Source organism: Vibrio sp., from assembly GCF_038138445.1.
In the GTDB taxonomy this organism is placed as follows: domain Bacteria; phylum Pseudomonadota; class Gammaproteobacteria; order Enterobacterales; family Vibrionaceae; genus Vibrio.
The window spans coordinates 1-23715 of record NZ_JAYQDQ010000019.1 but is presented as its reverse complement, the minus strand read 5'-3'; the positions used below and the strand labels follow the sequence as shown (position 1 = coordinate 23715).

General features: G+C 40.3%; 23 protein-coding genes. 13 read left to right on the top strand and 10 right to left on the bottom strand.

The genetic code is table 11. From position 1 onward, the window contains the following. Window positions 1-282: 282 nt before the first annotated feature. The 5 genes from AAFM34_RS07570 to AAFM34_RS07550 all read right to left on the bottom strand — a co-directional run bounded on the left by AAFM34_RS07570 (window position 283) and on the right by AAFM34_RS07550 (window position 3828). Window positions 283-651, bottom strand: a complete 369-nt coding sequence (locus AAFM34_RS07570; protein WP_341661523.1) for a hypothetical protein — start codon at window positions 649-651, stop codon at window positions 283-285. A gap of 327 nt (window positions 652-978) precedes the next feature. Beyond that, entirely contained in the window at window positions 979-1275 is a 297-nt protein-coding gene (locus tag AAFM34_RS07565; protein ID WP_341661521.1) for a hypothetical protein, read from the bottom strand. Between the two features lie 278 nt (window positions 1276-1553). Further along, window positions 1554-2372 (bottom strand): NADPH-dependent 7-cyano-7-deazaguanine reductase QueF, encoded by an 819-nt coding sequence (queF, locus tag AAFM34_RS07560; RefSeq protein WP_341661519.1) that lies wholly within the window; start codon window positions 2370-2372, stop codon window positions 1554-1556. Between the two features lie 3 nt (window positions 2373-2375). After that, the gene (locus tag AAFM34_RS07555; protein WP_341661517.1) at window positions 2376-3239 is read right to left on the bottom strand and encodes a queuosine precursor transporter; all 864 of its coding nucleotides are present in this window, start codon (window positions 3237-3239) and stop codon (window positions 2376-2378) included. After that, entirely contained in the window at window positions 3232-3828 is a 597-nt protein-coding gene (locus tag AAFM34_RS07550; RefSeq protein ID WP_341661515.1) for a helix-turn-helix domain-containing protein, read from the bottom strand. The genes AAFM34_RS07555 and AAFM34_RS07550 overlap by 8 nt, the downstream gene beginning before the upstream one ends. Before the next feature lie 530 nt (window positions 3829-4358). Here AAFM34_RS07550 and AAFM34_RS07545 point away from each other — a divergent pair. The 4 genes from AAFM34_RS07545 (at window position 4359) to eat (ending at window position 8966) form a co-directional block, all read left to right on the top strand. Next, window positions 4359-4964, top strand: a complete 606-nt coding sequence (locus AAFM34_RS07545; RefSeq protein ID WP_341661513.1) for a hypothetical protein — start codon at window positions 4359-4361, stop codon at window positions 4962-4964. 300 nt (window positions 4965-5264) lie between these two features. Next, on the top strand, window positions 5265-6665 hold the full coding sequence (locus tag AAFM34_RS07540; protein ID WP_341661511.1) for an ethanolamine ammonia-lyase subunit EutB: 1401 nt from the start codon (window positions 5265-5267) through the stop codon (window positions 6663-6665). 4 nt (window positions 6666-6669) lie between these two features. Further along, on the top strand, window positions 6670-7542 hold the full coding sequence (gene eutC / locus AAFM34_RS07535) for an ethanolamine ammonia-lyase subunit EutC (RefSeq protein ID WP_341661509.1): 873 nt from the start codon (window positions 6670-6672) through the stop codon (window positions 7540-7542). A gap of 17 nt (window positions 7543-7559) precedes the next feature. Beyond that, the gene (gene eat / locus AAFM34_RS07530; protein ID WP_341661507.1) at window positions 7560-8966 is read left to right on the top strand and encodes an ethanolamine permease; all 1407 of its coding nucleotides are present in this window, start codon (window positions 7560-7562) and stop codon (window positions 8964-8966) included. 51 nt (window positions 8967-9017) lie between these two features. Here the strand turns inward: eat and AAFM34_RS07525 are convergent, their stop codons facing one another. Then, on the bottom strand, window positions 9018-9968 hold the full coding sequence (locus tag AAFM34_RS07525; RefSeq protein ID WP_341661505.1) for an endonuclease/exonuclease/phosphatase family protein: 951 nt from the start codon (window positions 9966-9968) through the stop codon (window positions 9018-9020). Between the two features lie 393 nt (window positions 9969-10361). Here AAFM34_RS07525 and AAFM34_RS07520 point away from each other — a divergent pair, with 393 nt between their 5' ends. Then, the gene (locus AAFM34_RS07520; protein ID WP_341661503.1) at window positions 10362-10742 is read left to right on the top strand and encodes a hypothetical protein; all 381 of its coding nucleotides are present in this window, start codon (window positions 10362-10364) and stop codon (window positions 10740-10742) included. A 16-nt stretch (window positions 10743-10758) separates the two neighbouring features. Further along, on the top strand, window positions 10759-12159 hold the full coding sequence (locus AAFM34_RS07515) for a class II fumarate hydratase (RefSeq protein WP_341661501.1): 1401 nt from the start codon (window positions 10759-10761) through the stop codon (window positions 12157-12159). Between the two features lie 113 nt (window positions 12160-12272). Here AAFM34_RS07515 and AAFM34_RS07510 read toward each other — a convergent pair whose 3' ends face one another. Then, window positions 12273-13205: an endonuclease/exonuclease/phosphatase family protein gene (locus tag AAFM34_RS07510; RefSeq protein WP_341661499.1), complete on the bottom strand. Its 933-nt coding sequence runs from the start codon at window positions 13203-13205 to the stop codon at window positions 12273-12275. Between the two features lie 252 nt (window positions 13206-13457). Here AAFM34_RS07510 and AAFM34_RS07505 point away from each other — a divergent pair, with 252 nt between their 5' ends. The 6 genes from AAFM34_RS07505 to AAFM34_RS07480 all read left to right on the top strand — a co-directional run bounded on the left by AAFM34_RS07505 (window position 13458) and on the right by AAFM34_RS07480 (window position 19544). After that, window positions 13458-14219, top strand: a complete 762-nt coding sequence (locus AAFM34_RS07505; protein WP_341661497.1) for a transporter substrate-binding domain-containing protein — start codon at window positions 13458-13460, stop codon at window positions 14217-14219. A 168-nt stretch (window positions 14220-14387) separates the two neighbouring features. After that, window positions 14388-15116 carry a transporter substrate-binding domain-containing protein gene (locus tag AAFM34_RS07500; protein WP_341661495.1) on the top strand — a complete coding sequence of 243 codons (729 nt, stop codon included), beginning with the start codon at window positions 14388-14390 and terminating at the stop codon, window positions 15114-15116. Window positions 15117-15361: 245 nt separating this feature from the next. Then, on the top strand, window positions 15362-16750 hold the full coding sequence (locus AAFM34_RS07495) for a DUF3404 domain-containing protein (RefSeq protein WP_341661493.1): 1389 nt from the start codon (window positions 15362-15364) through the stop codon (window positions 16748-16750). Beyond that, window positions 16747-17394: a response regulator transcription factor gene (locus AAFM34_RS07490; RefSeq protein WP_341661491.1), complete on the top strand. Its 648-nt coding sequence runs from the start codon at window positions 16747-16749 to the stop codon at window positions 17392-17394. The genes AAFM34_RS07495 and AAFM34_RS07490 overlap by 4 nt, the downstream gene beginning before the upstream one ends. Further along, the gene (locus AAFM34_RS07485) at window positions 17391-18218 is read left to right on the top strand and encodes a DUF2861 family protein (protein ID WP_341661489.1); all 828 of its coding nucleotides are present in this window, start codon (window positions 17391-17393) and stop codon (window positions 18216-18218) included. The genes AAFM34_RS07490 and AAFM34_RS07485 overlap by 4 nt, the downstream gene beginning before the upstream one ends. A gap of 135 nt (window positions 18219-18353) precedes the next feature. Continuing rightward, window positions 18354-19544, top strand: a complete 1191-nt coding sequence (locus AAFM34_RS07480; RefSeq protein WP_341661487.1) for a cellulase family glycosylhydrolase — start codon at window positions 18354-18356, stop codon at window positions 19542-19544. Between the two features lie 304 nt (window positions 19545-19848). On the opposite strand, the gene AAFM34_RS07475 is transcribed toward AAFM34_RS07480, so the two are convergent. From AAFM34_RS07475 to AAFM34_RS07465, 3 genes are all read right to left on the bottom strand, one after another. Then, entirely contained in the window at window positions 19849-20373 is a 525-nt protein-coding gene (locus AAFM34_RS07475; RefSeq protein ID WP_341661485.1) for a cupin domain-containing protein, read from the bottom strand. A 172-nt stretch (window positions 20374-20545) separates the two neighbouring features. Further along, the gene (locus AAFM34_RS07470; protein ID WP_341661483.1) at window positions 20546-21175 is read right to left on the bottom strand and encodes an HAD-IA family hydrolase; all 630 of its coding nucleotides are present in this window, start codon (window positions 21173-21175) and stop codon (window positions 20546-20548) included. A 171-nt stretch (window positions 21176-21346) separates the two neighbouring features. Beyond that, window positions 21347-22660 (bottom strand): SGNH/GDSL hydrolase family protein, encoded by a 1314-nt coding sequence (locus AAFM34_RS07465; protein WP_341661481.1) that lies wholly within the window; start codon window positions 22658-22660, stop codon window positions 21347-21349. 288 nt (window positions 22661-22948) lie between these two features. Between AAFM34_RS07465 and AAFM34_RS07460 the strand changes: the two genes are divergently transcribed. After that, window positions 22949-23677 (top strand): LysR family transcriptional regulator, encoded by a 729-nt coding sequence (locus AAFM34_RS07460; protein ID WP_341661478.1) that lies wholly within the window; start codon window positions 22949-22951, stop codon window positions 23675-23677. The last annotated feature ends 38 nt before the right edge of the window (window positions 23678-23715 follow it).

Below are 23715 nucleotides of genomic sequence, written 5' to 3'. Positions count from 1 at the left end.
ACTACAGATAACTTTTATACTCAAGTAGCCCTCAAAAAGAGGGCTACTTGCTTATTTTCAATTTATTACTCAAACCATTTGTTTATCAGCAATTGAGCAGGTCTAAGCTCTAAATAAAGTTCGTTTCTTGGGGTTAAGAGTACCTGTATTCAGTAGTCGATTTTTATAATAGTTTTTAACGGCTTTAAGCACCAAAAGAATACGACCGTTTGAATCAAATATACTAAGATAAACCTCAGCTCGTATACGGACTCGATACGACACCAATGCGGCTATGTACACTTATCCCTTTGGCAACAACCATGACCCAATAGAAACAGCCTGCACACCCGACACTCTTCCTCGAAGGAGGCATCCTTCTGCTGGCATAGAACGACCATTAGAATCGATATAAATCGCATTCTTTAGGTGAAAGTATTGGCTGTCACCGGAATTATTGGTGTTCAATGCCAGTTGGCAATCAAAAGCCAGATTTTCTGTACTATCACAAAGGTGTTCATTAACTAGCTCAAAGTACCGGCGTTCAGATATGAGTTCTCCTGTTAAAATTTTCTCTCCCATAAATATAGTCACACCAACTGTTGAATCATCTTTATCAGTGTGGCTTACCATGTTCTGAAACAAGGACTCATTACGCTCTATTGTTATCATATTTATTTTCCTAGCTGAATTAGACTCCATCAATATAAACGCTTGATGGAATATTGTGACATGAATACATGTGAAGTTTTGTTTTTCGCTTTTTTATCTACCCACCAAAAACTCAGCTGGACTAGTCCAAAGCAGATGCGGCCCCATCACATAAATTCAGCAAATTTCAGATTTAAAGCCTTTATAATCAGATGGTTAAAACAAAAATTCAAGCTATTGCTCAAAATATTCAGAATATTTACTCTATGGTACAACACCCTCCCTAACTGCCATATTCAGCTCAAAGAAGCTAAAAGTTAGAAAGTAGTAGAATACTCATTGACTACACTATTTGATGCCTTTAGTAGCATTAGCAAACACTGGAGCCTCCGTAATAGTCAATGCGTCAAGCTCATTGAGTTTAAACAAATGGCCACTGAAGAGTACTCCTGTCTCACGAAATTCGTTCAGTGTCGCTTTATCACAGCAGCATAAAAGATGTTCATTAGTCATAGCCAAAAGGCCTGAATAGCCATTTAGGCCATTAATTAGCTGATGAAATGGCACCGACTCTTTTTTCAAAATCCGAGTCGTTAGGATGCACTGTTTGAATTGATTAGTTAATGAAGTGGGTAGTGTAAGCATAGTCAGGTTCCCCTAAAGCTAATGCTGTGCTGTCACTTTGCGTCCCCGCCTCACGACAGGTTTGCCCAGTTTGTCCTGTGTTAAGTATAGGCAACATCAGACATAAACGAAAAAAGAGCTGATTTAAACCTAGTCTGCAGCCTTATCATTCATTTTAATTTCTGAGTTACTTTAGAAAGAGTGATGCATGCGGTGACAGCGATACTCCACTCCATGGCTGTATGGAAGTCAGTTGGCTTGACTTCCATGTTATAGACAATAAAGCAGTATGAGCTTATTTATTGTCTAGGGTTTCTTGCTGAACATATCTCGCTTTCAAAATCGCTCCGGTAAGGATTGATATCAAGCCCACCTCGCCTTGTATATCTAGCAAAAACGGTGAGTTTCTCCGGCTTACAGCAGCGTTTAATATCGGAGTAGATACGCTCTACACATTGCTCATGAAATTCATTATGTTCACGGAATGATATTAAATAACGCAGTAATGCCTCGTGATCAATTTTTGCTCCTGTATAGCGGATATAAACACTGCCCCAATCTGGTTGGTTGGTTACCAAGCAATTAGATTTAAGGAGGTGAGAGCAAAGAGACTCTGTAACATATTGATCTTCCGTACACCCTAACAAAGAGTCCTCATTGTAATCAAATGAGTCTACTGTAATATCCAGTCCATCAATACAACATACATTTTTATCAACGTACGTCTCTTGAGGTACATCAACAGAAACAAAAGATACCAATACTTCGGCTTCTGCAGCCTCACTGAGATCCTGTTTCATTTGCTGCATAACCTGATCTTGAGAATCAAATCGAGTTTGGTTGTAGCTGTTGAGGTACAGTTTAAAAGACTTAGATTCAATCAAGTTATCCGATGTATGGGGAATGACGAATTCTCCAATAGCTACCACTGGTTTACCTTTGTTATTGAGCCAAGAAATCTCAAAAGCTGTCCACAAATCGAACCCAACATGGTTAGCCTGAATGCGCTCCTTAATCTCAGCACGCCCTCTTGCTCTCGGAATTGGATCAAGCAATTCTGGTTTATATTGAGAGACATACTCTGTCTTTTTGCCTAGATTCTTATTATAGATTGCCATTGATTATGACTCCTTGACATTGATTAACCGAGCAAACAACTTTCTGGCATAGTATATAGGCCCTACGCTAACTAAGGCATAAAGTACCTTAATGGATACTTGGCTAAAAAACATAACCAATAACACATCATTAGGTATCACATTATAAAACGCAATGCCAATAAACAAAGCACTATCTACTACTGAAGCTATACTCGTACTTGTAATAACCCTAACCGCTAACCATCTAGAATTTGTTATCCGCTTAATTTTGTTCAAAATATATGCATTAACATTCTCAGAAATAAAATATGAGCTAAGTGATGCGACAAAAACTGACATCATACTCGCAACAAGTGTTAAGTATTGTTCATCCATCACTCTCCATGGCTCGATACTAGGAACAAGCGTTGACAAATAAATAAATGCCAGAATGACAGCGTTAACCGTTGTTGACTTAATAATCGCTCTTCTTGCTAACCGAAGACCATAAAATTCGTTTAAAATATCAACAAAAATAAATGATATTGGGTAAAGAAAAATAGCTATCGGTACAACTAAACCTGTGTTGAAAATTTCTATCGGTTTGATACCTGTAAGATTCGATAGAGTAAAAAGCGAGCAAAGGCATAAAACCAAAAATGAATAACTCATCCAGTAGTTTTCATGGCGGTCTTCTAATTCATAAGCGCCTTCAAAGCTCGATTTTGAGTATGCTTTCTTACAAACCTCAACCAACTCATTACGATTGAGATCATCTGCAACATCACTTTTTAATAGTTCAGCAGGTGGTATATCAACAACTTTACCCGTACCTTTTATCATAATGCTTGCAGTCATACTAGGGTTTTCGCTAAAGCCAATTAACTTGTACTTGCTGTTAAACACAGTAGCGCTCCTCAAGAATACTGCCAAAAAAGTAATCATTGCGCTCTAATGGTTCATCAGAGGGTATTGAACATAAATAACCGTTACGAACAATCAATTTGTTAGACAGTTCTACATGACGATTTGAGCGATCGATGATCAATAGATTACCTCTTGTGTAATATCGAGATAGTGAGGTTCCTATTTGAATAGCCACAACATTCTTGCTCTGAGAAAAATGGTAAGTTAATGGGTAATCAGTGACCATTTCACTAATAAAATGGTCTCCTTTCAGCACAAACTCATGCTCGGTCAATATAGGGACAGCGATAGGATTTTTATTGCCATCAATAGACATTAAAGGAGAGCCAATAAAGTGCGATTCAAGGGACTCATTCTGAATGATGTAGCAAGTAGTCCCAAAAAAATCTGCAATTTTCTCAACCGTCGCAGCTTGCACGCGTTCTACTTTACCATCCAATATTTTATATATTGTAGAGCGAGTAATACCCGTTTTTCTGCTTAATGATGCTTTAGTTTCTTTCCCTTGATGCAAACCAAACTGGATATTATCTCTTAATATAGCCAGTTGCTCACTGTTGCTTTTCATATGCCCCCCCCGATCAAATTTTAGGCAAACATAACCCAACCACATTTATTTATGATATCAGGAACATATGACAAGTAATATTGCTAGAGACATATAAATACGCTACACATATCAAAATATAGAGCTTTCCCCAAAAAAGGCGCCATTAAAAAAAGAGCCTTGTTTCAAAATAGCGACTTATTTTCAAGAAAAAACATGAATTATGATGAAGCTATCTTTTTTTGTTCCCACTGAACTGTAGAAAAATAATTAAATCAAATTATAGACCTCCATGATTTAGCCTGTTTGCTCAATCATCGAACACTCGCATACATAATAGTTGCATTTATGGCATATTTTTATCAAACGTAAATTTCTTCAATAATTCAAGACTTTTCATTTACCAAGACTATGCTTTGCATGGTTTACTGATGCCATCTCTATATCAAAATAATACAAAGATGCAGATTATCTCAATTACTGCAATGTCTGACTCTTTAGGTCGACATTCTCACTTTTCGCTTCCATTAGACAAGTCAATAAAAGTTGTAATGAATACTAGCAAATCTTATCAAAGGCCTGGACCCTGGCTATCAAAGCTCTCCCCCAATAACACCTTAATCATTCAGCATGATACTCAATACCTTAGTGAAAAGATTTGGCACACCAAAAAAGCTCCTCGTGTTATTAAAGCCTCTGTGTGGCGTTTTATCCGCAAACTATCCCCCGAGGAATGTGAAATATGGGTTAAGCACTACATGTTAAATCAAGTATTACACTCATGGTATCAGGGGCTTAATACAAATGTATCTTCATATAGCAAAGGGATGGAGAATAAACAGTGGCTTGCTCGTTTGTTTGACTTGCCAGTCTCAAGTTTTGACCACAAAATTGAAACGCAGCTGCACAATCAGCTTTTAAAACGTAGTGTCATCAATCAGAAAATGATCTACTGCTTGAGGGACTTTGATGCTACACCTGCGATTATAGATGACCTCTACTTTAGAACGACACAGCACCTTCCAGTCGAGATAAAGCTTATTGCAGATCAACTATTACAGCGAAAATCTTACTACCTGTCCGATAGCACTAAGCTATCCAGAAAACGCTGCAACCAGATAGTCCAATATTTGTTAACCGTAAATAAGAAGAACTGATAAACCGCCATAAATCCCGCTAAAACAATTCAATCATACACTTCTTGTAACAAACAGCATGCAATGGCAACTGAGATAAGAAAAATAAGAGACTTATCTCAGTTTTTATGTCACCACTTTTTTATTCTTAACGGCCATGCATGGCATTCTTATAAGTTATTGATATTTATAGTTTTTAATTGGTTGTAACTCTAAAAAATCTATGGTTGGTTCATTAACTGCACCAGTTGTTTACTACGCAGATCGAATCATTCGCATCAAGCACAAATACACAACCGCGCAGAGGTAAAGGAGAGCATAATGACATCAAGGTATCGCTGGCAGCAAGGAGACCAGATATACCAATTCCGTTCTTTGGCCGACTTAATGGCCAAAGCGACTCCAGAACGATCAGGGGATGCTTTAGCTGGTGTGAGTGCTAACTCAGAAACAGAACGTGTTGCTGCTCAAATGACACTAGCAGAACTGCCGCTCAAAGCATTTCTGCAACAATCGGTTATCCCTTATGAAGATGATGAAATTACACGCCTCATTGTCGATACTCATGACAAGGAAGCCTTTGCCCCCATTTCTCATTTAACAGTGGGAGATTTTCGTGACTGGTTACTAAGTGACAAAGCCGATCACAATACACTCTGTAAAATCCGTCTCGGTCTAACACCAGAAATGGTCGCAGCTGTTAGTAAAATAATGCGCAACCAAGATCTTATCGCGATCTCTAAAAAATGCCATGTGAAGACAGCTTTTCGTAACACTATAGGCCTGCCCGGTAAACTATCAACTCGATTGCAGCCCAACCATCCAACAGACTCTCTGGATGGCATAGCCGCCACTATTTTTGACGGCTTGATGTATGGCAATGGTGACGCTGTAATAGGTATCAATCCAGCGACAGATAATGTTCCACAGACCATCAGATTGCTTGGAATGCTAGATGAAGTGATTCAACACTATCAAATACCGACTCAATCATGCGTGCTTACCCATGTGACGAACACTATCGAAGCAATAGATAAAGGCGCACCGGTTGATCTTGTATTCCAATCTATTGGTGGAACAGAAGGCACTAATCAAGCATTTGGAGTTAATCTTAGTATCCTTAAAGAAGCCCATGAAGCCGCCCTTTCTCTAAACCGTGGCACGGTAGGTAACAACTGCATGTATTTTGAAACTGGTCAAGGGACAGCCCTGTCCGCTAATGCCTATTTTGGTGTAGATCAACAAACTTGCGAGACGAGAGCATATGCCGTTGCAAGACATTTTGACCCACTTTTAGTTAATACCGTAGTTGGCTTCATTGGCCCCGAATACTTATTCGATGGAAAACAAATTATACGTGCAGGTTTAGAAGACCATTTTTGTGCCAAGATGCTTGGTCTGCCAATGGGATGCGATGTTTGTTATACCAATCATGCTTACGCTGATCAGAACGACATGGACAATCTTCTGACATTACTTGGTGTCGCGGGCTGTTCTTTTATCATGGGGATACCCGGCTCTGACGATATCATGCTTAACTACCAAACGACTTCTTTTCATGATGCATTGTACGCGAGGAAAGTTCTTGGCCTAAAACCCGCCCCCGAGTTCGAGCAGTGGCTCATCAAGATGCACATTTTTGATGACATAGATAAAGTTGTTCTCACCCAAGGTATAGCGAAACCTTTTTCCGCCTCGCTTCCTACTTTAAGTAAGGATTAGGCAAATGGCTAACAACCCTACCCAAAATGATAAAGCATCACCACAAGTCACAGATAACCCTTGGCAATCTTTGCGCCAGTTTACTTCTGCTAGGATAGCACTTGGGCGAGCAGGAACTAGCATACCCACTCATGAAATGCTCGCATTTCAGCTTGATCACGCACGAGCGAAAGACGCAGTACATAGGGCACTTAATATAGAAGACTTGGTGAAACAACTTGGCACGAAAGAAAATATTAACGAACACACACCTGATTTACCCATGGTCGTAAGCAGTAAGGTTTCTAATCGATTCATGTATTTACAGCGACCCGACTTAGGTCGCCAACTCGATGAAGAGTCATGGGAAAAAATCCAAAACTACCACGATACGAATAAAACCAACTACGACTTATCAATTGTAATCGCTGACGGTCTCTCATCTATCGCGATACAAAACCATGCAGCGCCTGTGATTGATCGATTGATCTCCCTTCTTTGTGTAGACCCCAAACACAATTGGACTCTGGCTCCGATAACAATTGTTAGCCAAGGACGAGTGGCTTGTGGAGACGATGTTGGAGAGTGCTTTAAAGCAAAAATCACCTTAATTCTTATTGGTGAGCGCCCCGGTTTAACTTCGCCCGATAGCATGGGCCTTTATATTACTTGGCAACCGGTTAGAGGAAAACAAGACTCGAGCCGTAACTGTATCTCAAACATAAGGCCTGAAGGCCTTGGATATGAAGAAGCCTGCCAGAAGGCCTATTATTTGCTCAATGAGTCACTTAAGAGACAAGTATCAGGCATAGATTTAAAAGATCGTAGTGGCGATGATAACAGCCAAACACTCGAAAACCAGTCTTCAACCAACTTTTTAACTTCACCCAAAAAATAATGATAGAGGGAATTATCATGTCTGATGAACGTCAGAATTATCTCGCTAAGAGACAGCTTAAGCGTGGTTCTGCAGGATGGATTTTACTTGCAGGTCTAGGTGTTTCGTATGTTATTTCCGGCGACTTTGCCGGGTGGAACTTTGGCATTGCTCAAGCTGGCTGGGTAGGATTTCTGATTGCCGCCATAGCTATGGCTTTGATGTACTTCACTCTTGTGTTGTCCCTCGCTGAAATGTCCGCTGCAATACCAACAGCAGGTGGTGGCTATAGTTTTGCTCGGCAAGCAATGGGGCCTTTGGGCGGCTATATAACCGGGCTCTCCGTATTAATTGAATATGCTTTAGCGCCGGCAGCGATAGTGATTTTTATCGGCTCCGCAGTCAACGAACTGATCGGTATTGATGGCCCTATTGTCTACGCTTGTTTCTACTCTATCTTTATTGCTATTCATCTCTCTGGTATCGGCCAAGCTCTAAAAGTTATGATGGTAATCAGCGCTCTTGCCGTTATTGCCATCTTACTGACCGCTGTCGCCCTGATTGGGCAATTCGACGTCAATAATCTTTTTGATATCTCACCAGAAAATTATGAAGCAACACAAATCTTACCTATGGGATGGTATGGAGTATGGGCCGCACTTCCATTCGCAATGTGGCTATTTTTGGCAGTTGAAGGAGTACCGCTTGCTGCCGAAGAGGCTAAGAATCCAGCAAAGGATGTTCCCAAGGGCATCATAGGCGCCATGGTGTTTCTGTTGTTTACAGCAGCACTCGTTGTGTTTCTACTTGCCGGTGCAGTCGGTGCCAAAGTGATAGGAGATAGCCCAGTTCCATTAGTCGACGCTCTTAATATAAGTGGTTATTCATCTATAGCGACCTTAGTCAACTTACTCGGCCTTGCCGGGCTTATCGCTTCTTTCTTTTCTATTATCTATGGCTATAGCCGTTTAGTCTTTGCTCTATCTCGAGCAGGTTACCTCCCCAAAGGCTTATCCTTGACCAATAAAAACAAAGTGCCTGCTCAAGCATTAGTCCTACCGGGTATTTTGGGACTTGCCGTATCACTTTCAGGTGAAGGCGATCTTATACTCGCAATGGCCGTAGTCGGTGCCACAGTGTCATATGCCCTCATGTCACTAAGTCATATACTCCTGCGTTACAAGCAGCCAAATCTGGTACGCCCATATAAAACCCCAGGAGGTGTAGTGACACCAAGTATTGCTCTGTTTTTATCTTTGGTCGCTATGACGGGTGTCTATGCCTTTTCCCCGCCAGCTTTTTTCATGACACTGGGCCTATATATCATTGGCATAGCTTATTACTTGCTTTATAGCAGGCACAATCTTGTAGCTTCAACTGCAAAGGAAGAGTTTGAGATGCTCGCATTAGCAGAACAAGAGCTGGAAACAGAGTTCACTAACTAAATGCAATATAGGCAGAAGATATTGTCTCTTCTGCCATAACCTTATAGGCTGTCATAGAACGAACTGCACAGTGACCGCAATAAAAGCGTGGTCGCTGGCTTGATTATCTTTCTCAAAACAAGGGCTAATGAGATGAGAATCTAAGGTTCGGTACTGGATGATATCGGCCATGGAGCAGTGTGAGCTTGCCTGAAACTCTTGAGAAAGCAGTACGTAATCTAGTACCTTACCAGTGGAGAAATGATAGTGTGTTGCTGGGCGAGAAGTACTGGAAAGGTCTGGATTAATAATGTCCCAACTATCTCGCAATATTAAATGGTGACTTTCACATTCTATTGGTTTAGTCAGCAAACCCACCATCTCACTATTTATAGACTGATTGAGATCTCCCATAAGCACTGTGGGCATAGGCTTTTTACTATAGGTCTGCTCCATGGCTATCCTAATCATCAAAGCCTCCCAACCTCGCTGTTGGCTCGACAGCCATTGCCCCAGAATAGAATGAGTTTTTGCGTCTGGTTTTGCCTGTGTTTCTCGCTGTGATTTTAAGTGACAAACGTATACAGCCACTTGTCCAATATCTGGGATATCAACCACTGCATAGATAGGCTGACGGCTAAATGCTAAATCTTGAATGCCATACCCTTCAAGCATGCTAATTGGGGTCGTCACAGCATGATAATGTAACACTGGGTATTTCGAGGCCAAAGCAACAACTGGATGGCTATGGATATACTCATTTTCTACATGCGCCTCATCGACACTCACAAAATAATTAAACCCCAACTTCAACAACATGGCTCTGATACAGTCTATACTAAACACTTCTTGAACGGCGATGATGTCAGCATCTAAGGTTTTGATGGCCTCCATTGTCCAGCGATATTTATTTTTCCACTCTTGCTCAGTATAAATATTCTCAAAATCATAAAACGCACCAGGTGGCTCAATAAAATTAAAAAGATTAGCCGTCGCAAATGTCAGTTTTTTATTCGTAAGCACAGACTTTCCTCAATCATTTACTAAAACTCACACGAATCTTTGCTTAACAAGTGAGCTTCTAACACATCAATTTACTGCTCTAAGCTATGTTATAGTTTAACCTATTGTCGGTTAACCAAACCGATTGCCATCGATAGTATTCCAAAGACCTTAATCCCTGCTTACCGTAAGTCATGCCAAAAATTCGATTTTTCAATGATTCAAAACAAACCTAGATACCAAAAATAGCGTCTATATTTAGTGCTCAAACTGTATAGTAAGTCCTGATTTATTAGATAGTTATGTATCGGTTAAATGCGCTCAGTCACACTCTTGTGATATAGATATAACAAACAAGGTTGATTATAACCACCAAAACGATAATAATTATCATTACAAAAAATAGAGGTCAGTATGGATTCACAAAAACCGCTTTACAATGCATTCTTTAAAGCTCAAGACAAGTTTGTAGATAACTATACCCCTTATGGGTTTGAACCCGATATCGTTCATGAATATATACATTCAGCAATAACTCTTTCATCCTTCTATGAGCAAGGCACTGAACACGAAAATACTTTGCTCTGCGAATTCTATCTGCGCCAAGTCTACTTTCACCTGATTGATGCTATTCAAGATCCGTGTAGAGGTAAAGTATTTCGTCGAGTCTGCTTAGATGCCATCCATACACCTCTTTTATGCTTAAAACGTTATTACCACCAATTAGAAGATGGTGATAAAAAGTTTCTACAACTACAGCAAAACTTGCAGCGTATTCGCATGCCGCTTGACTAAATTTATAGGATCTCTCATGACACAAACCTCCTCTCAATCAGAATTTCGTATTGAAAAAGACAGTATGGGTGACGTAAAAGTACCCGCCAATGCACTTTATCAAGCACAAACACAGCGAGCTGTAGACAACTTCCATTTTAGTAGTCACACCATGCCAAACTCTTTTATCCAGTCACTAGCCTACATCAAACAGTCTGCGGCTCTGACTAACGCACAACTTGGCTTGATGGAAGGTGATATTGCCAATGCAATTGCAAACGCTGCTCAAAATATTATTGATGGTCAATATCTAGACCAGTTTCCTATCGATGTATTTCAAACTGGTTCAGGAACCAGTTCCAACATGAACGCCAATGAAGTGATTGCAACCTTAGCAAGTGAAACACTTGGCGGAGATGTGAATCCAAACGACCATGTTAATATGGGGCAAAGCAGTAATGATGTTATCCCCACCGCGATCCAACTCAGTTGTGCACTGTCTGTCGAAGCACAGCTTATTCCAGCGTTAAATCACCTCATTGCCGCATTAAAAAGCAAACGAAATGAGATTGGACACCTTGCCAAAACAGGCCGAACTCACCTAATGGACGCAATGCCCGTCACGTTTGATCAAGAACTTGGTGGCTGGCAGTATCAACTTGAGCAAGCGAAAGTAGGTATTGAGCAAAGCCTTATTAATGTAAAGGCCCTAGCACAAGGTGGTACCGCCGTAGGCACAGGGATTAACGCAGATCCAAGGTTTGCCTCTGCATTTGCTGATAACTTATCTCAAGCGACACGTTTACACTTCACATCAAGCAGCAACTTTTTTTATAATCTCAGCAGTCAAGACGCTATTGTCGCGCTTTCAGGGCAACTCAAAACCGCTGCTGTGTCGATGATGAAAATTTCAAATGATCTTCGCTGGATGAATTCAGGCCCATTAGCGGGTTTAGGTGAGATTGAACTTCAAGGCCTTCAGCCAGGATCTTCAATTATGCCAGGCAAGGTAAACCCAGTGATCCCTGAAGCCGTTGCAATGTCAGCAGCGCAGATAATAGGTAATGACACAACTATTACCATCGCTGGTCAGTCAGGCAATTTTCAACTTAATGTAATGCTGCCTGTTATTGCACATAATATATTAGAAAGTATCCAATTGCTTGCTAACAGTGCTTTAGCGTTAGCAGACAAAGCCATTTCTTCTTTCACTGTCCGTGAGGACAACTTACAAGTTGCTTTGGCAAAAAATCCAATCCTTGTTACCGCATTAAACCCAGTGATAGGTTACCTGAGGGCAGCAGAGATCGCTAAAAAAGCATATCAGAATGGGCAAGCAATTATTGATGTGGCGGAACAAGAAACTGAACTCGACCGAGCAACTCTTGAGCGCTTACTTGATCCAGTTAAACTAACTCAGGGCGGTGTCGCTGAATAACAAGTATAAAAAACAGCTAGGGACTATATTAAGATTTCGCCGGTGTAGCTTTTTGTATAGGCCAGCCCCAAGGTAATCGATAATAGGAGGCCGGCAAATAGTTACTCGAGATTTCAATAGCCAACTTCAGTCTTGACTAACAAATGATCGGACCCCGTTGGCCTTGGCAAACTGCGCCGCTGACATATCTTCCTGCCAGCGTTAACCGACTGCAGCCATAGGTGATCAATGGCTATCATGGAGGCAGTCGGTGCTCTAAATGACGCAATCCAGTTCGGCCAACTCGCCACAGGTGCTTTCTGAAAAGTTGGAAGCATCCTAGCAAAGCGTAAACTTGTTGCAGACAAATTGAAGTCTCCAACCACAAGAGCTTCATCACTTGGGTATACAGCAAGTAAAGATTCAATAGTTTTGATGAGAGCATTACGTCGATACCATAACTCCTCTGTCCGTGGGGATGGTGGATGAGCTACGATGAGAGAAATGGGAGCCTGACGGTTCGGATGCCAAGTGCCGCGAATAATGCTCTGAGAGTCGGGAGTTTTGAATACCGACATATTTTTTAAAGGGGAAACACTAAGAATCATTTGACTCGAAGGATAGCCCACACCTTCCTGTCCCCCATAAGAATAGGGGTAAACATCATCTAGTAGCTTCAACTTTTCCCCAACTTCCGGAGCAACTTCTTGCATTACCACCAAATCCGCAGGCTTGGTCAACAAGTAATTAATAAAAGAGTTGATACTTGGGTTCTCGTAGTAAAGATTGTACTGAATAATAGATACAGAATTAGCACACTGTGAAACGAGATGTTCGTATGGCTTAGGGGACATTAACCCAAACGCACCAGCCAAAACAATACATATTGCACTTGGAGCCCATCTTTGGCCTAACATCATTAGCAGCGTCAATAGTGAATATACAATCAAAAACAATCCAGGATAGGAAACAATATTCTCTACCCACCAATTAAATTCAAGAAGTGACAAACCTGCCCATGCTAGTGCTGGAGCATAAACTACCAGCCAAATTCTCCAACGCCCCACTGTCGAACCTATTTATATGAAAGATTGTATAATTATGAACCAAGTCTTTGAAATTAGCCTAAATTAGTGATGCAGACTGTCTAATTGACATTCCTAGTATGCATCGATTGATGGATTACGCCTATTTGGACCATCCTCTAGAAAAATATAATGTATTGTTTTTTATAAAAATAAAACAATAAACATAATCAAACTCACTTGAGCTTCTTTTTTCAGCTAACTTTGAAGTTAAGGGCGACAGAGACACACTATATGCTTAAGTTACTTGTTACACTTCTACTTTTCTTGTCCTCAGATATGATCGCAGCTAGTCAGACAAACAAGTCTGTCAGGTTAGTTGTTGGTGAATGGGAGCCCTATACAAGTAGCTTTAGTAACCCAAAATACAAAATATCTGAAGAGTTAGTCAGAGCAGCTTATCAAACCCAAGGGTATAGGGTCACCATAGATCACCATCCATGGGCTCGAGCATATCGCTATGTTCAATCGGGACGATATGATGGAACATTTCCTTGGTTTAGAACAGTGGAGCGTGAATCATCTTTTATGTTCTCTCCCCCTCTATTTTTAGAGAAAGTGATGTTTATCTACCATGAGGAAAGCAAATTTGATTGGCAAGACATAGATGATTTAAACAACTACAGGGTTGGAGCTACTCAAGCATTTACGGTTACAGATTATCTTCTATCTGAGAATGTTAACCTAGAAATTGCCAACTCCGATGAAACCAACTATATCAAACTAGCTAAGTACAGAATCGATGCCTACCCAGCAGCGTCAAAGCGCGGGAGCTACATGCTCGCCACTCTACTTACCCACGACCAAACAGAACATCTACATATTCACCCTAAACCCATTATGGAGACCGAGATGTTTATAATGTACTCTCTGCAAGACGCAGAAAGAAGTAAGCTATTAAATGAAGCCTTCACCCAAGGATTAGAAGCTTTGGTTGAGTCAGGAGAATATAAGGAGATAATGGGTATTGATCCGCCGATGTTTAATCCACAATAATACTCTTAATACTTTCAGTAGCAGTAGATGAACGACACACTACGAATAAACAATGAAATAGTATCAGTCAATTCTTTTAAATTACCCTCAGATATTTCATCACCCCACTTGGTTTTATAAAAAGCAACTATACTGCATTGTGTACTAACCAATAAATGAGGTTCAACCATGAGAGTTCTGCTGTTTATTTGTACGTTTTTTTCTGCATCTATCTTTGCAAATAACCTAGATGATCTTAACTATATTACCGAATCCTATCCTCCATTTAACTATAATGAAAACAGAGAGTTAAAAGGACTTTCTGTTGATGTTCTAGAGGCGGCAACTAAAGCAGTAGGCGAGCCAGTATCACGCAGTAAAGTAAAACTTCAACCATGGGCCCGTGGGTATGACGCTGCGCTGAAAGGTCCGAAGGTCGCGCTTTTTGCTACAACCCGAACAGAAGAAAGAGAGTCTAAGTTTAAGTGGGTAGGTCCAATTATCGCAACAAAAGTTGTCGTTTTTTCAAATAAAAATGTCACCATTAGCGACCCATCGGAGTTAAGTAAATACAAAATCGGCGTGGTTAGGGACGATGTTGGAGAAGCACTTTTGAAAAAAGCAGGTGTCCCAGCTTCTGCGATGAAAGTATCACCAGGCGCCGACTTGTTAATAAAACAACTTGCCGCAGGTAGAATTGACATGTTGGCCTATGAACAGAGTGTCGCAACTTATCTAATGAAGTCTGCAAACGTTGATCCAGGTAAGTTTAATGTTGCATACACTCTCAGTGAAGGACAGCTTTACTATAGTTTGAGTCCAGACACTCCAGATGAATATGTCAACAAGTTACAAAAAGGCCTTGACCAAATCGCGCAATCGGGTGAATTAGATAAAATTAAGAGTCAGTATCAGTAGACAGCAAAACAACAATCGCCAAGATTAAATTGCTTGGTGTATCAATGTTGAAACTCTGTATAGCTACCGATTTTTCTATCGGTAGCTATCTGACTGTCTATAAATACTATAGATTATCACACCACGTAAAAACTGAACTCGACTGATATAGAGAGTGTGTAAACGAACCATTGTTGACACATAGGTTACAATTTTTATTCTTTATCCTATAAAATCTATTAACTTCTCCTCAATCGAGTATAGGAATGCGTGCCTTCCATCTAACGATTTTGTTCACGGCTTTATTTCCTTGTGTTTGTTTAGCTACAAGTGTACAAGAGCAGTGGCAATCGTTTTATCAGCGTAATTGGCAAGCAGGTTCGCTCGTCGTAACCGCTGAGCAATTCAATCTTTTTTCGCAGAAACTACTTAGAGCAAGCGCCCGTTATCCTGATTTTGAACACTACTCTTGGAAGGATATCCAGTTTTTATACGAGGTTTCAAAAACTTGTAAAGCTATCGGCCCTATCCAAACACATCTGTCAACTGCGACCGAGTTTGAGCTTGCCCTTTGTAACAACCAGCCTCTTGATGATACATGGTTCGTCAAACATGAATCTAGACATCCCGCTGGTGGTAGCTTTTTAGAGCGCTATCTGTCTATGAAATCAAAAAATGTTCTAGATGATAACCTAAGGCGCTATTTAACTCTCTATGACTCAAGACATCCCCTATATAAATCTCTTTCAACCCTCTCTGTTGAGGGAAGAGAAGCATTGCTTAATGGGTATCGAGCTTGGATGGAAGATGACACACTGTGGCTGATCGCAGAACAAGGCTGGAAAGCAATACCCAGTAAAACATGGCGCCCTATTGCCCATGAATTAAATATCACATTTACAGGTCCAAGTTGTGAGCTTAGATATAGTAACCTCTGCATCAGTCAGCAAAACAATACCCTGTTGCTACAACGTTTTCTAACGGTCTACATTTCACTCATGCTGCTATTTTTATTTGGTAAAGGTGTATACTCAAAACGACAACAAAACCGAGAGAAACGCTTTATTTTGCAGCTACTCACTCATGAACTTCGTACACCGATTACCAGCTTAGGGTTGACTGTTGAAATGCTGCGTGATCAATTTGAACAGTTAACAGAAGAAACTCAACAAGTAGTATGGAGGCTAGTCTCTGATCACCAAAGACTGACCCAACTCACAGAAAACAGTAAAGTCTACTTAAGCACACACAGCTCCCATCAATTGTTAGAACAAAGTGCCTATATCATGGATTGGCTAGATCATATGTGCGAGAAACATGGCGTGGCTTATCAACTTAACCAGAATAGAGAGCTAAGTTTACCCTTTTACTGGCTTTCAATTTGCCTCGATAACTTAGTGAGAAATGCCAAGCAACATGGAAAAGGAGACATTTTGGTTGCAGTCACTTTGACTGACAAACTTAAAATAGAGGTATCAGACCAAGGAGACTTTCCTAGCGTTATATCACGCTTTATCAACGGAGCTATGACCAAACCAAATTCAGACAACATGGGAATTGGGTTAAGTATTGTAAGGCATTTAATAACTATGATGGGTGGTAAACTAAAAATTTATCGTCACCCAACTCGCTGTATTTTGGTCCTACCACTATGAAAACATTACTTTTAATTGAAGATGACATCTTACTTGGCCAAGGTCTGGTGGCTTTTTTCGAGTCTAATGGATACCAGTGCTTGTGGGCTCAAGAATCGAGTAAGGCAGAGAAATACTGGTATAAAGCCGATCTCGTTATCCTTGACAGGCAACTCAGTGATGGAGACAGCTTAAAGCATCTTCCTACTTGGTTATTGTTAAAAGCTCTACCCGTCATCATACTCACCGCTCAAGTTGAAACACAGCAAAAAATAGAAGGACTAATGACGGGTGCAAAAGACTATGTCACTAAGCCTTTTTCAAACCAAGAGCTTTTGGCGCGAATTGCAAGCCAGCTAAGGCCTTTGGGTGAAAGTTATATATATTATTCCAGTATCGAAATACACCTCGCCAAAAGACAAGCCATATTTGAGGATCAAGCCGTTTCTCTCAAACCAAAAGAATTTCAGCTATTGGTCTTACTTATCCAGAATCAAGGACGAGTATTCCATCGAGATGAATTACTTAACAAAGTATGGGGCTATCAAGCATTCCCAAGTACTCGGACAGTAGATAATCATATTTTGCGCTTGAGGCAAAAACTACCTGTGCTCAATATTGAAACTCACCGTGGAGTCGGCTATCGGCTTAATAAAGCATTATGATGAGAAAAACCCTATTAATTGCGCTTTCTACTTTTAGCCAAATCCATAGTGCACAAGCGAGCTGGTTTGCGGACACGCCTCTTCAACCAGTGTATCAAGCGCTTGTCAACCAGCAGCCTCAACTCGCATGGCAGGAGCTTATCTTAGCCATAAGCAATAACAATATTGATAGTCAATATTGGCTACCAGCAAAGCAAGAGATCCTCAAACAAACGTCTTGTGGTCAGGAGCTTTTTAACCGTGATAAGTCTCTTCCCGCAGAGATCAGTGTCACCTTCATACGACGTTCGGGCCTATCATCACAGGGATTTCAGATTAAATTATCGGCCGAAGGTACCACAAGAGACAGCATAGTCGAACTAATATCTCCCTCTTCTAAAATACTCCTGCATACCAGTTTATCTAAAAAGACTGAATATCAGGAATTTGAAACAGAAGAAATGCTGAATAAACCCATGGCTGGTATCTACACATTAAATATCAATCAAAAGCCTTACTTGCTGCTCATCACAATGCCAAACAATAAAAGCTGGATTACCTATGACAGCACAGCAAATACGGTTCATACTCTTCCCCCAAAATCAATTGACAGCTGCAGTCAAGCACTCTCATCGTGGCAATGGTTTGATACGACTTACGCCATGCTAGGCAGTAAAATACCTATTGATGCTAAGATAGCGCCAATACCAGTAAGTCAATACCAAAAAGCAAAGCATCTAAGCGCTTCTGTATCGGTATACGAATATCAGCAAGGCATTAAAGTTGGGTACGTGCAAAGAATATCTATACCTTTTTCTCCAATAACCTTGGAAAGAAAAAATTAAACATGAAACGGTTGTTTTCTGGTGGTTACGTTATAGAACAATAAACTTGTATTCCAATAGTGACATATAGGGGACAAACCCTGCCACCAACTCTCTAATATTGGGCTTGTTCCTACCACTCACTATGGTTTATCTATGTTAAAAAATGTAATTAAGTCTATGGCACTAGCACTAAGCTGCCTTTCGGTTCAATCCACTACAGCGGGGGATTTGATAAGTTTTTGGGACACCCCGCAACACGGTGCCAATGTGTTCAATCGAATGCCGGCAACCGAAAAATTGTATCCAGACCTTAAAGCATATAATGCGACTTGGGTTCGCCTAGCGTATGACAAATGGAAATCAGATCACCGTGATTTCCTAATAGGTAATGCCGACGATTATCAGGGCTTAGTCCAGCAAGATCTCAATGTATTGGTAAACGAGATAAATAAGGCTGGGAAAGCAGGACTCAAAGTCGTTATTACACCTTTATCATTGCCTTTCATGCGCTGGTCACAAAATAATGGACGTCGCTATGATGGTCGCTTATTCGAAGATCAACATAATTGGAATAAGGCGATAGAGTTTTGGGTCGATCTTGCTTCAAAGCTAAAAGATAACCCTTACATCGCCGCTTATAATATCGTTAACGAGCCTGCCCCAGAGAAAAATGGTGGATTACAAGAACATGCATCTCATCAAGAAATGCAGACTTGGTACAGGATAAATCAAGGAGGAAGTCGTGATTTACCTCTTTTCTACGAAAAAGTTATCGAGGCAATAAGAAAGGTCGACCCCGCCACGCCCATTATGGTTGATGCTGGCTGGTACGCTACAGCAGACAGTTTTACCTATTGGAATAAAGCGCTCAGTGATGACAAGGTTTTATACAGTTTCCATATGTACGAACCTTACCAAGCAACGAGCTCGTATAACCTCAGGAGAAAAAAACCATATCAATATCCTGGGCTAGTACCGTTTGCTAATCAGCCCAAAGTAATGTGGAACGCAGATAAGGTAAGCGAATATTTACATAGCCCTGTTAGCTGGGCAAAAGCGCATGGAATTCCGACGAACAGGCTGTTAGCGGGTGAATTTGGGTGCGTAAGAAAACTCAACAATTGCGCAACTTACTTGGATGATGACATCAAGGCTTTGGACAAAAATAACCTACACTGGGCATTTTACTCCTTTCGTGAAGATGAGTGGGATGGCATGAATTATAAGCTAGGCGCAACAAAGGCTGTAGGTTGGGATTACTGGAAAGCGCAGGAAAAAGGCGAACCAGACCCAATCCAGTACCAATCATCGCCCTTGTTCTCGGTTATTCAAAAAAAGTTGTAAACGCGGTTTTAGGTAAACTGACGTAAGGACAGGAAATTAGACTGTTCTTAGAGAGCTGTCTACCAAATATTGCTTTCACAAATGAAATTTATAATTTCATATTTATCATTTAACCAAAAGTAACAGAAGTGTTACTTTAGTTAACGTTGGTTACACTGGTACGAAGTTATTCCAAAGAGTCACGAATACTTTATAACAGTTTGGATATGGATATTTAGCCAACAACCTCCAAACGAACAAAATTAAATAAAAATTGTTGCCCTTATTTACCCGTACAGTCTGCCCATTGTACGGGTTTTTTCTATTACGCAAGGGAACATTCATGAGTGATCATGATTCTTTCTATTAAACTGCGATGTTGTGGATATTGCTGAGTCAATTCTTCTGGATTGGCTAACTCCCAGTCGGAAAAGTCAAAACCAGGTGCTGTCGTACACCCGACCAGAGAAAAGTGCGTTTTATCTTTCACCTCTGCAGCAAACCATGTGTTTTGCGGAACTACTACTTGATAATCAGCCAACTCGTCTTCAAAAGTACAGCCTAGAATTCGTTTCTGATACCCCTCCTCTGGGTGCAAAATATGTATCACGACACTACTTCCTACATAATGATGCCAAAGCTCATCTTGTTTAAGTCGGTGAAACATAGACACATTGTCTTGCTGCAAAAGATAATATATCGAGGTGGTATAGACATGTTCACCCATAAACCTCTCGGGTTGGCATTTTATAATTTCATTAGAGCGATAAGATTCACTGAAATACCCACCTTCTGGATGAGGTTTGAGACCTAACTTACTTACCAAATGTTCAACCTTTATCAATGACATTACATTTCCTAGATGAAATAAAGGGAATTGTATTACTTGATATAGAAATAGCAATCTGATCCATCAATGGCTATTTGTAAACATGATTAGCTAGATATTTATCCGCCGTATTAACTATAAAAATATACTTTATTTTATATTTGAACGACATCTAAAAGTATAATGTGAAAACTTAAGACAATAATTTAAAAAGCTCCGACATATGTGAAATCGAAATGACATTATCATCATCATGTACTTGGCCATCAACGTTGTAATAACAAGCCTTCATTCCAGCCGCGACCGCTGCTTTAATACCAATATCTGCATCATCAACTGCAATACAGTGGTTACACTCAACGCCCATCGAAAAAGCTGCATGAGAAAAAATTTTTGGCTCCGGCTTCCAACTATTGATTTCATATGAGCTAAATATTGTCTGTTCACTGAAATAATTCGATAAGCCAGTCACTTCAAGGCCATGTAAGATTTTTTTCTTTGGGGCACTTGAAGCAATACATAAGGGAAGATCATTCGCATCAAGAAAACATTTTACGCCCGGCATAGCCTCTAAACGTTCACTATAATATGTTTCCACCAGTTCCCGATAATGATCAATAAAATCCGTATCAACAGCCACACCGCTTCTTTCTTCAACCTCTGTAATAATTTTTGCTAACTTATAGCCCTTATAACGTTGAGCAGATACAGACACATCATATTCAATACCATAACGTTGGAAAATTTTCATTAGTGCGAAGTTATTTATATATTCGCTGTCAACTAAGGTTCCATCAAAGTCAAATACAATGCAGTTAATCATACTTATCTACCATATTACCCAATGTTCAACTGCTTAATACTATACATAGATGCTTCTCCTATAGCACCACTTTTATTTGAAAATTGGCACGATAGATAACAAGGCTTGGTATTTACCAAAGCCCTGATATTCTAGAGTTAAAAGAATTACATTGAACTGATATTACATATTTTAATTTTGTATGAGCTGATATCGATCGAGGACTTCTTTGGCAAGAAACTCGTGCACTGCAGTGGTTGGATGGGTTACATCCCAAAAGACATATTTATCAGAACCCTTTTCCATGCAGTCTTTAGTTAATTTATGATTAAAAAAATAGCCTGTTGGAGAGTCTCCTTTTAGATCAAGACATGCATCACTCGAATTTTCAAAGCCATAGTTGGTAGGATTCTTTAACAGATCATTCATAACCTCATCAGCAGCAAAGAGCATAACATTCACCCTATCAGCCAAATAGTGCCCTGTGTGCTGAATAAAAAATTCATTGAGTTCACCGATATCTTTGGCTAACTGCATCTTACGCTCATCCGGTGCTTTTTTAAACAGAGGTGCATTAGACACATCAGGCAATCGCAGCATAAGAATATTTTTCGCACCATTTTCAGTAAGCTTAGTTAGGGCCCGGCTCAGATCCGCTTTTATTTTATAGACATCCCTTCTGTAGTTCATTAAATCATTTAAGCCGAACTCAAGTGTAAAGAGAGTATACTCAGGATCATAATTCTTGGCTTTTTTCATATAAGATACATAAGAATCGACTTGTGATGAAACACCTTTCAACTCCTTATATTGATCAGAACCAGCTGCTCCTCCAATAGCCCAATTATAGAGGGGAATACCCATATTTGCAGCAAGATACTCTGTCCAGACAAAACCATTGGAGAAATTCCCTCCAAACCATGAATTAGAGTTGGGGAAAAGCCACTGTGAAGCATTATAAATGTTCCCTGTCTCGGATATGCTATCGCCAAAAGCGACAATACGATTAAAGGATGCTGAGTTAATTTTCTTATCGTTAGTCCATATTGTGTGGTTGTATGATCCTCTGTGATCAGAGGCATAGAAACGAATATCCGCGTGCTCATACCCTCGTACTTTGTCTTCTAGAGTATTTTCACAAACTTCTCTTATCTCTTCTTGAGTTGTATTCGTGTAAAACATATTTTTGGGGCTATATGAAGACCACCAATAGCCCTCTAAACGAAAGTACTTACCCTTGTCATCTAATGCCCATTTCCATTTAGTTTTAGGCTTTTCTAGGCTGTCAGATGCTCGATACCAACACCTTACGTATGTCGTAGTTGTTTTGTATGCTTCAGAAGAAGCCTCATTCTGCTGTTCGAAATCGATATCTTCAACATCGATGAGTTCAATACCTTGTTCGTCTAGACTTGCGGATTCTGAGTCGTGGGAACCTGCATAAGGTACCGGCATAGTAAAACAAGCAACGAAAAAATGAGAGAGTATTACCAAAGACCATTTCATAACTAACACCTACTAAAGCTTTTGAAAAATCAACTAGAAGATAAAAAGCGCCTCCATAAGCAAGCCTACTCACACTCGCACTATTGACTATTGCAGAGTTAAACGAATGGATTAAATCATTATTTTTGTAAATGGATTGAAATCATAGAACATATACACGACAACTCTATGCTCAACAGAACCTAATCAAGCCCTTAAAAGATTATTAAAGAAAAGCCTACTTGTCTGATTTCAGAAAATCATGCTATAACAGATTCAACAACAAATTTCATTAGTTCTCTATTACCTATGAACACTTTCGATTACTCTTCACTTGATGGACGGCTACTTCGTATGTTTATTTGCGTTTACGAGCACCAATCCGTTACTAAGGCAGCAGCAAGTATGGGAGTAACGCAATCGACGGTGAGTCATGGACTCAATCAATTACGTAAGATCGTTAACGATGAGTTGTTTGTTGCCTGTGGACGCAGTATCGCACCGACACCAAAAGCCAATGACCTAGTTGGGCAAGCAAGAGCGATTATCCTTGCAATGCAGGAGTTCTCATGCCCACAAACTTATGATCCCTCCCACGATGAGAAAGGCTTTATTGTCGCCGCCAATGATTACGAAATTGAGACCATCATCAAACCCATGTTTGACCAGTTTCAAACGCAGGCGCCTTTAAGTCATTTACATATTGCACCAGCTCGTACCCAGAAAAAGTGGGCTTCGTTACTAAGAGCGGGGGATGTTGATTTAGTTTTGACTCCAGAACTCACCAGTAACGAGTCTGATTTGATTCAAACCAAAATATTGACTGATCAAGATGTTTGCTTTTTCAACCCAGATAAGCAGACGCCACCGAAAACTCTTGAACAATATTGCGCCAAGCCTCATGCAATAATGGCTTATGAGCATGTACACCACACTGACATTGACAGCCTACTTCATGAGCATGGAATGAAAAGAAGAATTGTCACCAGCGCATACAGTTTTGCTGCCGTTGCCGCTTTGATTGTAAGCTGGCGGTAAACCCCATTTAACTGAAAGCTGGCACCAGCTAAAAACCT